A 12,695-nucleotide genomic window follows, 5' to 3' on the forward strand; every position below is an offset into this window, starting at 1 on the left:
CTAATGCTATAGTTATGGAGGTTCTTTTTAGACTTAAAGAAGAAGTAAGGCCTGGGGTTAGTACTTGGGAGTTTGAGGAGTTAGCTTTAATTCTTTGCGAAAAAAGAGGTGTTAAGCCAGCTTTTAAAGGGTATAGAGGTTATCCTTATGCCCTTTGTGTGTCTATAAACGAAGAAATAGTGCATGGAATGCCAAAGAAAGATAAGATTTTAAAAGAGGGTGATATTGTTAGTTTTGATTTTGGGGTAATTTATGAAGGTTATGTAGGTGATGCGGCGTTGACGGTGGGTGTGGGAAAGGTTTCTGAAAAGGCAGAAAGGTTGATGAGGGTTACTGAAGAAGCCCTTTATAAGGGTATTGAAAAAGCTCATTTTGGTAATAAAATAGGAGACATATCTTTTGCAATTCAATCCCATGTGGAAAAGTATGGCTTTAATGTGATAAGGGAATTTGTTGGACATGGGGTAGGCAGGAGTTTGCATGAGCCACCAGAGGTTCCTAACTGGGGGAGGCCAGGAAGAGGACCTAAGATAGAGGTAGGGATGGTTTTAGCGATAGAGCCTATGGTATCTGCTGGAGATTATAGGGTAGAGATTTTATTAGATGGATGGACTGCTGTAACTAAGGACAGAAGTTTAGCAGCTCATTTTGAACATTCTGTAGCAATAACCCCTAATGGGCCAGAAATTTTATCAAAGGTGTAGTTATGGCAAAAGATGACGTAATCCTTTTAGAAGGAAAGGTTATAGAGCCTCTTCCTAATGCTATGTTTAGGGTTGAGCTTGAGACAGGTAACAAAATTTTGGCACATATTTCGGGAAAAATGAGGATGCATTATATAAGGATTTTACCAGGGGATACTGTGGTGGTAGAGTTGTCTCCTTATGATTTGACAAGAGGTAGGATCGTTTATAGAGGTAGTTTAAAAGATTATAAAGGAGGTTAAAGTTTATGAAGGTTAGTCCTTCGGTAAAAAAAAGATGTAGAAAATGTAAGATTATAAAGAGAAAAGGTGTGGTAAGGATAATTTGTGAGATACCTAAGCACAAACAAAGGCAAGGTTAGGAGGAAGGATTATGCCCAAAATCGCTGGAGTTGACATTCCAGAAAACAAACCTGTAGAGGTTGCACTTACTTATATTTATGGCGTGGGAAGGACTTTAGCTCAAAAGGCTTGTACCAAGGCGGGGATAGACTGGTTTAGAAAAGTAAGGGACCTTACGGAGGAAGAGATTAATCGTTTAAGACAGATCATTGAAAAGGAATATGTGGTAGAAGGTGATTTGAGGAAAGAAGTTAGGCAAAACATTCAGAGGCTTATGTCTATAGGTTGTTATCGGGGATTGAGACATAAGATGGGTCTTCCTGTAAGAGGCCAAAAGACAAGGTCAAATGCTAGGACAAGAAAGGGTCCCAGACCCGGTTCATTAAGAAAGAAGAAATAAGGAGGGATAGACGGTGGCTAAACCTAAAAAGAAGAAAATTAAAAAGTCTGTAGCCGAGGGGATAATTCATATACACTCTACCTTTAACAATACCATCATTACCATTACAGACAAACAAGGCAATGTTCTTTCTTGGGCTAGTGGTGGAACTGAGGGGTTTAAAGGTACTAGAAAAGGGACGCCTTTTGCCGCTCAATTAGCCATGCAAGCAGCTTTAAAAAAGGCTCAACCTTATGGTTTAAAAGAGGTTTGGGTTTATGTGAAAGGTCCTGGGCCAGGTAGAGAAGCAGCTTTAAGGGCTTTGCAAGGTTCTGGTCTTAGGGTAACCCTTATAAAGGATGTAACTCCAATACCTCATGATGGATGTCGCCCACCTAAGAGGAGAAGGGTATAAATATAGATAAAAAAGAAAAGTAAGGAGGTTGGGTAAGGTGGCTAGATATACTGGAGCAAGATGTAGGCTTTGTAGAAGAGAAGGAATGAAGCTTTTTTTGAAAGGTGATAGGTGTTATACAGATAAATGTGCCTTTGAAAGAAGAAGTTATCCTCCTGGACAGCATGGTCCTCAGCAAGTAAGAGTAAAACTTTCAGACTATGGTGTTCGTTTGAGAGAAAAGCAGAAGGTAAAGAGGATTTATGGAATTTCAGAAAAACAGATGAGGATGTATTATGAAAAGGCAACCAATATGCCTGGACAGGCAGGTCATAACCTTCTTCAATTTTTAGAAAGAAGGTTGGACAATGTAGTTTATCGTTTAGGTTTTGCGGTTTCAAGAAACCAGGCAAGGCAATATATTAATCATGGATTTTTTAAGGTTAACGGAAAAAATGTAGATATTCCCTCTTATTTGGTGAAACCTGGGGATGTGATAGAGCTTAAAGAAAAATACAGAAATAATCCTCAGATTATAGAAAGTTTAGAAACTGTTATCAGAAGGGGTGTTCCTTCTTGGCTTGAGCTAGATACAGAGGGTTTTAAAGGAGTGGTTAAAGGATTGCCTACAAGAGACGAAATTACTATGCCGATACAAGAAAGCTATATCATCGAGTTTTACGCCAGGTAAACCTCAAGTTTATAAGGTGTTAAGAATATAAAAATAAAAGAGGGTAAAACACCGATGAAGAAGGAAATAGAGCTTATTAAGCCTGAAGAAATTAGAGTACATAAGGATAGTCAGTTTCCTTATTATGGAAAGTTTATCATCGAGCCCTTAGAAAGGGGATATGGCATTACCTTGGGTAATGCGTTAAGAAGAGTTCTTCTTTCTTCTATACCTGGTTATTCTATCACTGAGGTTAAGCTAGAGGGTGCTCCCCATGAGTTTACTAGTTTACCTGGAGTAGTTGAGGATGTGACAGAAATCATTCTTAATCTAAAAACAGTAAGGTTTAAGCTAAAAGAAGATGGTCCTTTCTATTTTAGGATAGAAAAGGTTGGAGAGGGAGAGGTTAAGGCTGGAGATATTCAGGTTGGAGATAAAGGGGAAATAGTAAATCCTGAGGCTCATATAGCTACTTTAACCAAAGATGGAAAGTTGTTTATGGAAATCAAGGTGGAAAAAGGTAGAGGTTATGCGCCTGCTGAGTATAATAAAAATAATGAAATAGGTGTTATTTTGGTTGATGGTCTTTTTTCTCCTATTACTAAAGTTAATTTTAATGTAACTCAGGCACGTGTTGGTAAAAGTAGTGATTACGATAGTTTAGTGTTAGAGATATATACTGATGGCACGATAGACCCTAAAGAAGCTTTGATAAGGTCTGCTAAGATTTTAGTAGAGCAGTTTATGGTCTTTTTGGGTGAGGAAAAGATAGGTTTAGAGCCTGCTCCTGTAGAGGCTATTACTACCCAAAATGTGCTTAATCTGCCTATAGAGGAACTTGACCTTTCTGGTAGGGCATATAATTGTCTTAAAGCAGCTAACATAAACTATGTAGGACAGTTGGTACAAAAAACAGAGTCTGAGCTTTTAAAACTTAGAAGTTTTGGTAAAAAATCTTTAGACGAAATAGTAGAAAAGCTTAATAGGTTTAACCTAAAACTTGGGATGACAGATGTTAAATGGAAATCTCCAAAAGATTAGAAAGTAAGGAGAGGAGAAGATGAGACATAGGAAGGTTAGCAGAAGATTAGGAAGAGACACAGAACATCATTGGGCTATTGTGAGGAATCAGGTGAGAGATCTTTTTAAACACGGTAGGATTGTTACCACCATAGCTAAGGCTAAAGAGCTAAGAAGGGTTGCTGAGCGGATGATAACTTTAGCTAAAAGAGGAGATCTTGCCTCTAGAAGAAGGGCTTTAGGTTTGATTAACGATAAAGAGGTGGTAAGAAAACTTTTTAAAGACTTAAGAGAAAAATTTTTGGATAGATCAGGGGGTTATACAAGGATTATTAAGGTTGGTCCAAGAAGAGGTGATGCCTCTATGATGGTGGTGGTGGAGCTGGTAGAAGAAAAGATTTCTTCTAAGCCTGGGAAAAAGAAAAACGAAAGACTTAAAAAGATATCAGAGTTTATAGAGAGAAAAAAGAAACAATACGGAATACTCTCTGAAGAAGGAAAGCCAGCGGTTGAGGAAAACACTCAAGAAGAAAAATCTATTGAGGAAGCACAAGAAGTTCAGGCTTAACCATAAATTTCTCTTTTCCCCCTTCGGGGGGTCTTTTTTATGAATGTTTTAATTTTAGGTCAACAAAGAATTGCAGATTTTTTAAACTTTCTTGCTTTTCCAGCAGAAGATAAGGAGCATCTTATTTCATTTTTGAGAAAATTTCAGTATAGAGAAGATTTTTTTATAGTCGGAGGAGCAGTAAGAGATTTTTTTTTGGGTAAAAAGATCTTTGACCTGGATTTAGCTGTTGGGGAGGAGGTAGAGGACTTAGTCTTTTTTGCTAAGGATTTTCTCGGTTATCATTTAGTTCCTCTTGCCCCTGATTTGGGCATCTACAGATTGGCTAAGGGAGAAAATAGTTTAGATTTTACCGAATTTAGAGGTAAGACCATAGAAGAGGACCTTAAGGCTAGGGATTTTACTTTTAACGCTATGGCTATTCCAGTAGGATCTCTTTTTTCTGATAATTTAAAGGTAGTAGACCCTTTTTATGGTTATCAACACCTGTTAGAAGGAAAAATTCAGCTTATAGATGAAATAAACGTAATAGAAGACCCACTCAGGGTACTTAGAGGTTATAGATTTTTTGCTCAAGGATTAGGAGAGATAGAGAAAGAGACTAAAAGGATCTTTCAAGTTCATAAGAACTTAGTCCTTTCTTGTGCTAAAGAAAGGGTGTTGCAAGAACTTATATATATTCTTCTTTCAGATAAAACCTATGATACCTTTAGACTGATGGATGAAGATGGTATTTTAGTAGAGCTTTTCCCATTTTTTGAGAAGACTAAAGGAATAAAACAACCGGGATTTCATCATTTAGATGTTTGGGGACATCTTTTGGAAAGTCTTAGGTGGGCTGAAGAAATCATTAAAGATCCTAAAAGATATATAGGATTAGAAAAAACTCAAGATTTTACTAAGGAAGATTTTATTATTTCTGTCAAGCTGGCCAGTCTTTTCCATGACTTAGGTAAGGCTTTTACTTTGGGAATGAACGAAGAAAGAATAACTTTTTATGGACATGAAAAGGTTTCAGCCGAAATCTTCAAAGAAAGTTTTGAAAAATATCGATTAAAAAGAGACCTTATTAACAAGACCTATGTTTTGATAAAAAATCACATGAGGCCCTTTCATTTGCTAAACGAAAAAGAAGTAGGTAGGCTTACGCTTAGGGCTAAAAGACATCTTTTAGCTGATGTGCCTTATTGGCTTGAGCTTTTTGTGGTGGCTATGGCTGATTCTCTGGCAAGTCAAGGTCCTGATAAAGAGCCAGATTATGAAGAAAGGTTAAAAGCCTTCTTTTTTGAGTTAAGGGAACTTAAAAATGATATGGAAAATATATCTCAAAAGAAAAGGTTTATTACAGGTAAGGACTTGATAGCTTTAGGTTTAAAACCAGGACCGATGTTTAAAGAAATTCTACAAGAGGCAGAGCTACTGTTTTTAGAAAAAAAAGTACAGACCAAAGAGGAAGCCTTAGCCTTGGTTAAGGCAAAGTATTTAAGCTTGTAAAAATGAAAAATTAAGTTAAGGTAAAAATAAAACTCTTTATAAAGGGGTAGAAAGATGAGGGTAGAAGTAGAGAATTTAAGCGAGGTTGAAAAGATTTTAAAAGTAGAGGTTCCTGAGGATGTGGTTCAATCAACCTTAAAGGAAGTTACCAACGAGCTCAAAAGGAAGGCTAAGGTTAAAGGATTTAGAGAAGGTAAAGTTCCTGATTATTTAGTAAAAAAACTATTTAAGGAAGAGATAGAAGGAAAAACGATTGATAAGTTGATAGAAAAAACACTTTATGAAGCCATAAAAGAAGCTAAATTAGAGCCTCTTTTAAGACCTAAGTTAGAAGACTTTGGAGAACTTAAAGAAGGAGAGAAATTTAAATATTCTGTATTGGTTGAGATAAGACCTGTTTTTGAGCTTAAAAAAGAAGATTATCTCGGAATTGAGGTAGAAAAAGAGAAAGACGAAGTAAAAGAAGAAGAAGTAGAAAGATTGGTAGATGAATTAAGATACTCCTTTTCCCAACTTAAAAAGATAGAAGATGAGGAGCCTATTGCTGAAAGATATGTAGCGGTTATCAGTTTTGAGGCGTATGATGAAAACGGGCTTATTCCAGGACATCAGGCAGAGGCTCTTTTTGTAGACGTAGGTACCGGAGAGTTTAACAGAGAAGTAGAAGAAGCTTTGATTGGGAAAAAGGTCGGAGACAAATTTTCTGTAGAGGTAGAGTATCCTCAAGAAGGTTTAAATCCACTACTTGCCGGCAAAAAGGTAAAATATGAGATAGAAGTAAAGGAGATTTATAAAAGAGAACTACAAGACCTTACCGATGAGTTTATAAAAAATCTTAACATAGGGTTTGAAACGGTTGAGGCTTTAAAGGAATCGGTAAAAAAGAGACTTTTAGAGGAGAAAAAGAGAAAAAATGAAAACGCGGTTAAAGAGAAGGTTTTAGAAAAAATTCTTGAGAAGGTGGATATAAAAGTCCCTGCAAGGTATGTAGAGTTAAAGCTTTATCAGTTGATAGAACAGGTTAAAGAAGGTTTGGAACGAGATGGGTTTAGTTTTGAGGCTTTAAACATTTCTATGGATAAGTTAAAGGAGAGGTTGCAACCTATAGCAGAAAGGCAAGCTAAGGAAGAACTTCTTCTTGAAAAGATTTCAGAGGTAGAAAACATAGAGATCCCACAGGAAGAAATAGATAAAACCATAGAGTCTATTGCTCAGGGATTAAAGGTTCCTGTAGAACAAGCAAGAAACATCGTTTTTTTCAATATTTTACCTAAAAAGCTTGCAGAAAAGACGTTAAACTTTTTGATAGAAAACGCAAAAGTGGTGGAGAAGGAGAGTTAAGAATGAGTTATTATGTTCCTATAGTAGTTGAACAGACAGGAAGAGGAGAGAGGGCGTATGATATTTATTCTCGACTTCTCAAAGAAAGAATCATATTTTTAGGCACAGCGATAGATGAACAAGTAGCTAATTTAGTAATAGCCCAATTGCTTTTTTTAGAGGCTGAGGATCCTGATAAAGACATTATGGTTTATATAAACTCTCCTGGCGGATTAGTTACTGCGGGCCTTGCTATTTATGATACTATGCAATACATAAAACCAGATGTTTGCACTATCTGTGTAGGGCAGGCTGCTAGTATGGCTGCTGTGCTTTTAGCTGCAGGGGCTAAAGGTAAGCGTTATGCCCTTGCTCATTCAAGGATTATGCTTCATCAGCCTATAGGTGCTTTTCAAGGACAGGCAACGGATGTAGAGATACAGGCTAAAGAAATTCTTAGATTAAGAGAAGTACTTAACGAAATTTTAGCCTATCATACCGGACAATCTAAGGAAAAGATAAGTCAGGATACAGAACGGGATTTTTACATGTCCCCTCAAGAAGCCCTTGAATATGGAGTTATAGACAATATTTTAATTAAAAGAAAAGGGTAGGTGAGGTTATGAGGTCAAAAGACCAAGATCTTAGATGTTCCTTTTGTGGGAAACCACAGTCTGAGGTGCTTAAGCTTATTGCTGGTTCTGCGGCTTATATCTGTAACGAATGTGTTGAGCTTTGTAACGAAATTTTAGAAGAGGAATACGAACGATTAAACCTTAGAGAGGAAAGTGAATTACCTAAACCTTCTGAAATCAAGGCTTATTTAGACCAGTATGTGGTTGGGCAAGAAAGGGCCAAAAAAATTCTTTCAGTTGCGGTTTATAATCATTATAAAAGGATAGAATACGAAAAAAACTTGAAGCGCAAGCTAAAAGATGTAGAGATACAAAAAACTAACATCTTTTTGATAGGTCCTACTGGTTCAGGGAAAACCCTTATGGCTCAGACTTTGGCTAAATTTTTGAGAGTCCCTTTTACAATAGCAGATGCTACTCCTTTGACTGAGGCAGGTTATGTAGGAGAAGATGTAGAAAACATTTTGCTTTATCTTTTGCAAGCAGCCAACTATGACCTTGAGTTGGCTCAGAAGGGAATTGTTTATATAGACGAAATAGATAAAATTGCTAAAAAAAGCGAAGGACCTTCTATTACCCGAGATGTTTCTGGAGAAGGGGTGCAACAAGCCTTACTCAAGATTTTAGAAGGTACCTTAGCTAACATTCCACCTAAAGGTGGTAGGAAACATCCCCAACAAGAATATATTAGGATAGACACTACTAATATCCTTTTTATCTGTGGTGGGGCTTTTGTAGGCTTAGAAGACATCATTAAAAAGAGGATAGGCAAAGGGTCTATTGGTTTTGGGGCTGAAGTAAAGAGTGTTAAAGATTTAACTTTGGGAGAAATTCTTTCTCAGGTTCAACCAGAAGACTTGATTAAGTTTGGTTTTATACCTGAGTTTGTGGGTAGGGTCCCGGTAGTGGCAACACTGGACGAGCTTTCTGTGGATGATTTGGTTAAGATTTTGGTAGAGCCTAAAAATTCTATCATTAAACAATACCAAAAGCTTTTTGAGATGGAAGGGGTTGAACTTAAGTTTACTGAGGGTGCTTTAAGGTTGGTAGCAGAAGAAGCTTATAAGAGAAAAACCGGAGCTAGAGGTCTCAGGGCTATAATAGAAGAAGTAATGGTAGACGTAATGTATGAACTCCCCTCCTTAGTTGATGTAAAAGAATGTGTGGTGACAGAAGAAGTGGTCTTGAAAAAGGAAAGACCCATCTTAATTTTTAATAGAAAAAAGATAAAGGAGGGGTAGATAAACTTATGGAAACACAACTTAAAACTTTACCTTTACTCCCGTTAAGGGAGATAGTAGTTTTTCCGAATACAGCGGTGCCTTTATTTATAGGAAGGGCTAAAAGTATCCTAGCTATAGAAAAAGCCTATGCAGAGAACAAAATACTTTTCCTTTCTGCCCAAAAAGAGGCAAAAATAGATAATCCTACCGAAGAAGACATCTATAAAGTTGGGACTATCTGTCGTATTTTACAACTTCTTAAATTACCTGATGGTACCTTAAAAATTTTGGTAGAAGGTCTTAGCCGAGGAAGGATAGTCAGGTTTCTCAGTAATACAGATTTTTTTGTGGTTGAGGTGGAGCCTAAGACCGAAATTTTAGAAAATGACGTTGAAACCGTTGCCCTTTTTAAACTTTGTAAAGAATCTTTAGAAGAATATTCACATTATAACAAAAAGCTCAACTTAGACACAGTATCTAATCTTTTAGAAATAGAAGATATAGCAGAGTTTACAGACCGTTTGGCTGCTATATTAAACCTTAAGTTAGACCAGAGACAAAAATTACTTGAGACAATAAGCGTTAAAAAACGTTTAGAGATTTTACTTAATTATCTGAGAGGCGAGATAGAGATTATAAAAACTGAAACTCGGATTAGGGAAAGGGTCAAAAAACAGATGGAGAAGACCCAGAGGGATTATTATTTGCAGGAACAGATGAAAGCTATTCAGAAAGAGCTTGGAGAGCGCGAGGATGGAAGAAGCGACCTTGCGGAGTTGGAAAAGCGTATTAAAAAGAAAAAACTGCCTAAAGAAGTAGCTGCAGTGGTAAAAAAGGAATTCAGTAAACTTTCTATGATGTCTCCGATGTCTGCTGAGGCTACCGTAGTAAGAAACTATATAGATTGGTTGTTAAATCTTCCCTGGTATGAAAAGACTAAAGATAATATAGACTTAGAAAGGGTTGAATACTTACTTAACAAAAACCACTATGGTTTAGAAAAACCCAAACAGAGGATTATAGAGCATCTTGCCGTACAAAAACTTACTAAATCTATCAAAGGTCCTATCCTTTGTTTTGTAGGACCTCCAGGTGTGGGAAAAACTTCTTTAGCTAAGTCTATAGCAGAGGCTATAGGAAGAAGGTTTGTGAGATTGTCTCTTGGTGGGGTAAGAGATGAAGCTGAGATTAGAGGACACAGAAGGACTTACGTAGGGGCATTACCTGGTAAGATTATCCAAGGGATGAGGAAGGCAGGAACCATTAATCCTCTCTTCTGTTTGGACGAAGTGGATAAAATAGGTATGGACTTCAGAGGTGACCCTGCGGCTGCCTTGTTGGAGGTTTTAGATCCAGAACAAAATTTCGCCTTTCAGGACCATTACTTAGAGGTACCTTACGACCTTTCTAAAGTGCTTTTTATCACTACGGCTAATTCTCTTTATACTATTCCTGCCCCACTTATTGATAGAATGGAGATCATAGAACTTCCAGGTTATACTGAAGAAGAAAAACTTGAGATAGCTAAAAATTATCTTCTTCCAAGACAGATTAATGCCCATGGATTAAAACCTGAGATGGTACCTATTACTGAAAAGGCTTTGCTTGAAATTATAAGAAAGTATACCAGAGAGGCCGGAGTAAGAAACTTAGAGAGAGAAATTGCTACTATTTGTAGAAAAATAGCCAAAGATGTAGCTAAAAATCCTGATGAATTTAAGCCGATAAAAATAGGGGTTTCTAAAATAGAAAAGTTTTTAGGTGTACCTAAATATCGGTATGGTATGGCTGAGGAAAAACCTCAGGTAGGTATTGCTACAGGCCTTGCATGGACTGAAACCGGTGGTGCATTGCTTCAGATAGAAGCGGTTATCATGCCTGGGAAAGGTAATCTCCAGATAACAGGTAAACTTGGAGAGGTGATGCAAGAGTCTGTTCAAGCAGCGATGAGTTATGTAAGGTCAAGGGCACTTCAACTTGGGCTACCTTTAGATTTTTATAAAAAAGTAGACATACATGTACATGTGCCTGAAGGAGCTATTCCTAAGGATGGGCCAAGTGCAGGCATTACTATCGCGACTGCTATAGTTTCTGCACTTTTAAAAGTGCCTGTTAAAAATACTGTAGCTATGACAGGGGAAATTACCTTAAGAGGTAGGGTCCTTCCGATAGGTGGGCTTAAAGAAAAATTGCTGGCAGCTATAAGAGGTGGCATCAAGACCGTGATTATTCCCAAGGAAAATGAAAAGGACTTAAAGGAAATAAATCCTAAGATATTAAAAGATTTAGAAGTTATCATGTTAGAAAGTGTAGACGAAGTTTTAAAGCTTGCCTTAGACTTGGAAGACAGTTCTAAACTGTTTAAAGAGGCTCCTACCTTAGATGTGTGGGAATTGGTTGACTTGCAGCAAAAACTTGCAGAAAAGGCTATAGCCTTAGAACACTAAAATATAATACTTTGATAGACATTTAGGGCCTTGACAGGGTAACCTGTCAAGGCTTTTTTTATTGGTTCATCTTGCTTAAAAAGTCTTGGTTGCTTGAGGTGTCTTTCATTTTTTCAATAAGAAACTCCATACATTCTACCGAAGAAAGAGGCGATAACACCTTTCTTAATAGCCAGACTTTATGTAAAATATCAGGAGGTAGAAGTAGTTCTTCCTTTCTGGTACCACTAAGATGAATGTCTATAGCAGGCCAAATCCTTCTATCAGCCAAACGTCTGTCTAAAACTATCTCCATGTTGCCGGTTCCTTTAAACTCTTCAAAGATTACCTCATCCATACGGCTTCCGGTGTCTATCAGGCAGGTAGCGATGATGGTAAGGCTACCTCCTTCTTCTATGTTTCTTGCAGCGCCAAAAAATCTTTTAGGTTTGTGAAGGGCGTTTGCGTCTATACCTCCTGAAAGAAGTTTCCCACTTGAAGGCACTACCACGTTGTAAGCTCTGGTTAAACGGGTAAGACTGTCAAGGAGGATAACCACATCATACTTGCATTCAACCAGTCTTTTAGCCTTTTCTATTACGATTTCTGCTACTTGGGTGTGTTTTTGAGGAGGTTCATCAAAGGTAGAGCTCACAATCTCAGCCTTAGGGACGATCCTTTGCATTTCTGTAACTTCTTCTGGTCTTTCATCTATCAGAAGAATGATTAGATGTACGTCTGGATAGTTGGTTACAATGCCGTTTGCGATGTTTTGTAATAAAACTGTTTTTCCTGTCCTTGGAGGGGCAACAATCAAACCCCTTTGTCCTTTTCCTATAGGTACAAACAAGTCTATAATTCTGGTTGAAAGATTTTCAGGAGAGGTTTCTAACTTAAGCCATTGGTTAGGATGAATAGGGGTTAGGTGGTCAAAAGGAGTTCTAGTTCTGACTACCTCTGGTGAGAGATAGTTGACCTTCTCGACCTTGGCTAAGGCAAAATATTTTTCTCCTTCCTTAGGTTGCCTGATATAACCGAATATGGTATCTCCGGTTTTAAGTCCGAACTTTCTGATTTGCGGAGGGGACACATAAATGTCTTCTGAGCTTGGAAGATAGTTGTAATCATTAAACCTCAAAAAACCAAAACCTTCTGGTAAAACCTCTAAGACTCCCTCTACGATGATTTCTGCCCCTTTATTAAGAAGGGTGCTTATGATGTTATAGATTACGTCAGATTTTTTGTAGTAGTTATAGATGTTTTCTATGTTTAACTGCTCTCCTATATAATAAAGCTCTGTTAGGTTTTTCCTTCTAAGTTCAGAAAGATAAATCGGGGTTCCTAATTCTTCAAGAATTTTTTGTAAGTTCTCTTCTGAAGAGAAACCATTTTTTTCTTTTTGAATTTCTTCCATAAGTAAACTCCTTTAGGTTAATTTTTTTAGAGAATTAATCTTTTAGACATCTAAAGAAACCTACTGGTGAAAGTTTTTAGATTAATCCAAAGATAGGTTCTCACAAG

At 37.3% G+C, this 12,695-nt stretch carries 14 protein-coding genes; 13 read left to right on the plus strand and 1 reads right to left on the minus strand.

Going from position 1 to position 12,695, the window contains the following annotated elements:
• Nucleotides 1-14 precede the first annotated feature (14 nt).
• From map to lon, 13 genes are read left to right on the plus strand one after another with little or no spacing between them, the layout of a single operon-like run.
• Nucleotides 15-704 (plus strand): type I methionyl aminopeptidase, encoded by a 690-nt coding sequence (gene map / locus F1847_RS01530; RefSeq protein ID WP_370516785.1) that lies wholly within the window; start codon nt 15-17, stop codon nt 702-704.
• Nucleotides 705-706: 2 nt separating this feature from the next.
• Nucleotides 707-946, plus strand: coding sequence for a translation initiation factor IF-1 (gene infA, locus F1847_RS01535; protein WP_022855903.1), 240 nt, complete (start codon nt 707-709; stop codon nt 944-946).
• Between the two features lie 5 nt (nt 947-951).
• On the plus strand, nt 952-1,065 hold the full coding sequence (gene rpmJ / locus F1847_RS01540; RefSeq protein ID WP_150071351.1) for a 50S ribosomal protein L36: 114 nt from the start codon (nt 952-954) through the stop codon (nt 1,063-1,065).
• 11 nt (nt 1,066-1,076) lie between these two features.
• On the plus strand, nt 1,077-1,445 hold the full coding sequence (rpsM, locus tag F1847_RS01545) for a 30S ribosomal protein S13 (protein ID WP_150071352.1): 369 nt from the start codon (nt 1,077-1,079) through the stop codon (nt 1,443-1,445).
• 13 nt (nt 1,446-1,458) lie between these two features.
• Nucleotides 1,459-1,839, plus strand: coding sequence for a 30S ribosomal protein S11 (rpsK, locus tag F1847_RS01550; protein ID WP_150071353.1), 381 nt, complete (start codon nt 1,459-1,461; stop codon nt 1,837-1,839).
• Nucleotides 1,840-1,876: 37 nt separating this feature from the next.
• Nucleotides 1,877-2,509: a 30S ribosomal protein S4 gene (rpsD, locus tag F1847_RS01555; protein WP_150071354.1), complete on the plus strand. Its 633-nt coding sequence runs from the start codon at nt 1,877-1,879 to the stop codon at nt 2,507-2,509.
• Between the two features lie 54 nt (nt 2,510-2,563).
• Nucleotides 2,564-3,529 carry a DNA-directed RNA polymerase subunit alpha gene (locus tag F1847_RS01560; protein WP_150071355.1) on the plus strand — a complete coding sequence of 322 codons (966 nt, stop codon included), beginning with the start codon at nt 2,564-2,566 and terminating at the stop codon, nt 3,527-3,529.
• Between the two features lie 19 nt (nt 3,530-3,548).
• The gene (gene rplQ, locus F1847_RS01565) at nt 3,549-4,076 is read left to right on the plus strand and encodes a 50S ribosomal protein L17 (RefSeq protein ID WP_150071356.1); all 528 of its coding nucleotides are present in this window, start codon (nt 3,549-3,551) and stop codon (nt 4,074-4,076) included.
• A 39-nt stretch (nt 4,077-4,115) separates the two neighbouring features.
• Nucleotides 4,116-5,570, plus strand: a complete 1,455-nt coding sequence (locus tag F1847_RS01570) for an HD domain-containing protein (RefSeq protein ID WP_150071357.1) — start codon at nt 4,116-4,118, stop codon at nt 5,568-5,570.
• A gap of 54 nt (nt 5,571-5,624) precedes the next feature.
• The gene (gene tig / locus F1847_RS01575) at nt 5,625-6,911 is read left to right on the plus strand and encodes a trigger factor (RefSeq protein WP_150071358.1); all 1,287 of its coding nucleotides are present in this window, start codon (nt 5,625-5,627) and stop codon (nt 6,909-6,911) included.
• A gap of 2 nt (nt 6,912-6,913) precedes the next feature.
• Nucleotides 6,914-7,504: an ATP-dependent Clp endopeptidase proteolytic subunit ClpP gene (gene clpP, locus F1847_RS01580; RefSeq protein ID WP_150071359.1), complete on the plus strand. Its 591-nt coding sequence runs from the start codon at nt 6,914-6,916 to the stop codon at nt 7,502-7,504.
• 8 nt (nt 7,505-7,512) lie between these two features.
• Nucleotides 7,513-8,766: an ATP-dependent Clp protease ATP-binding subunit ClpX gene (gene clpX, locus F1847_RS01585; RefSeq protein WP_150071360.1), complete on the plus strand. Its 1,254-nt coding sequence runs from the start codon at nt 7,513-7,515 to the stop codon at nt 8,764-8,766.
• Between the two features lie 8 nt (nt 8,767-8,774).
• Entirely contained in the window at nt 8,775-11,195 is a 2,421-nt protein-coding gene (gene lon / locus F1847_RS01590; RefSeq protein ID WP_150071361.1) for an endopeptidase La, read from the plus strand.
• 58 nt (nt 11,196-11,253) lie between these two features.
• Here lon and rho read toward each other — a convergent pair whose 3' ends face one another.
• The gene (gene rho / locus F1847_RS01595; RefSeq protein ID WP_150071362.1) at nt 11,254-12,588 is read right to left on the minus strand and encodes a transcription termination factor Rho; all 1,335 of its coding nucleotides are present in this window, start codon (nt 12,586-12,588) and stop codon (nt 11,254-11,256) included.
• Nucleotides 12,589-12,695 lie beyond the last annotated feature (107 nt).

It is taken from the genome of Thermodesulfobacterium sp. TA1, from assembly GCF_008630935.1.
GTDB lineage: Bacteria > Desulfobacterota > Thermodesulfobacteria > Thermodesulfobacteriales > Thermodesulfobacteriaceae > Thermodesulfobacterium.

Bases quoted from the DNA above. Each gene is read 5' to 3' on its own strand.
- map (WP_370516785.1), top strand. From the start codon at position 15: ATGGAGGTTCTTTTTAGACTTAAAGAAGAAGTAAGGCCTGGGGTTAGT.
- infA (WP_022855903.1), top strand. From the start codon at position 707: ATGGCAAAAGATGACGTAATCCTTTTAGAAGGAAAGGTTATAGAGCCT.
- rpmJ (WP_150071351.1), top strand. From the start codon at position 952: ATGAAGGTTAGTCCTTCGGTAAAAAAAAGATGTAGAAAATGTAAGATT.
- rpsM (WP_150071352.1), top strand. From the start codon at position 1,077: ATGCCCAAAATCGCTGGAGTTGACATTCCAGAAAACAAACCTGTAGAG.
- F1847_RS01560 (WP_150071355.1), top strand. From the start codon at position 2,564: ATGAAGAAGGAAATAGAGCTTATTAAGCCTGAAGAAATTAGAGTACAT.
- rplQ (WP_150071356.1), top strand. From the start codon at position 3,549: ATGAGACATAGGAAGGTTAGCAGAAGATTAGGAAGAGACACAGAACAT.
- F1847_RS01570 (WP_150071357.1), top strand. From the start codon at position 4,116: ATGAATGTTTTAATTTTAGGTCAACAAAGAATTGCAGATTTTTTAAAC.
- tig (WP_150071358.1), top strand. From the start codon at position 5,625: ATGAGGGTAGAAGTAGAGAATTTAAGCGAGGTTGAAAAGATTTTAAAA.
- clpP (WP_150071359.1), top strand. From the start codon at position 6,914: ATGAGTTATTATGTTCCTATAGTAGTTGAACAGACAGGAAGAGGAGAG.
- clpX (WP_150071360.1), top strand. From the start codon at position 7,513: ATGAGGTCAAAAGACCAAGATCTTAGATGTTCCTTTTGTGGGAAACCA.
- lon (WP_150071361.1), top strand. From the start codon at position 8,775: ATGGAAACACAACTTAAAACTTTACCTTTACTCCCGTTAAGGGAGATA.
- rho (WP_150071362.1), bottom strand. From the start codon at position 12,588: ATGGAAGAAATTCAAAAAGAAAAAAATGGTTTCTCTTCAGAAGAGAAC.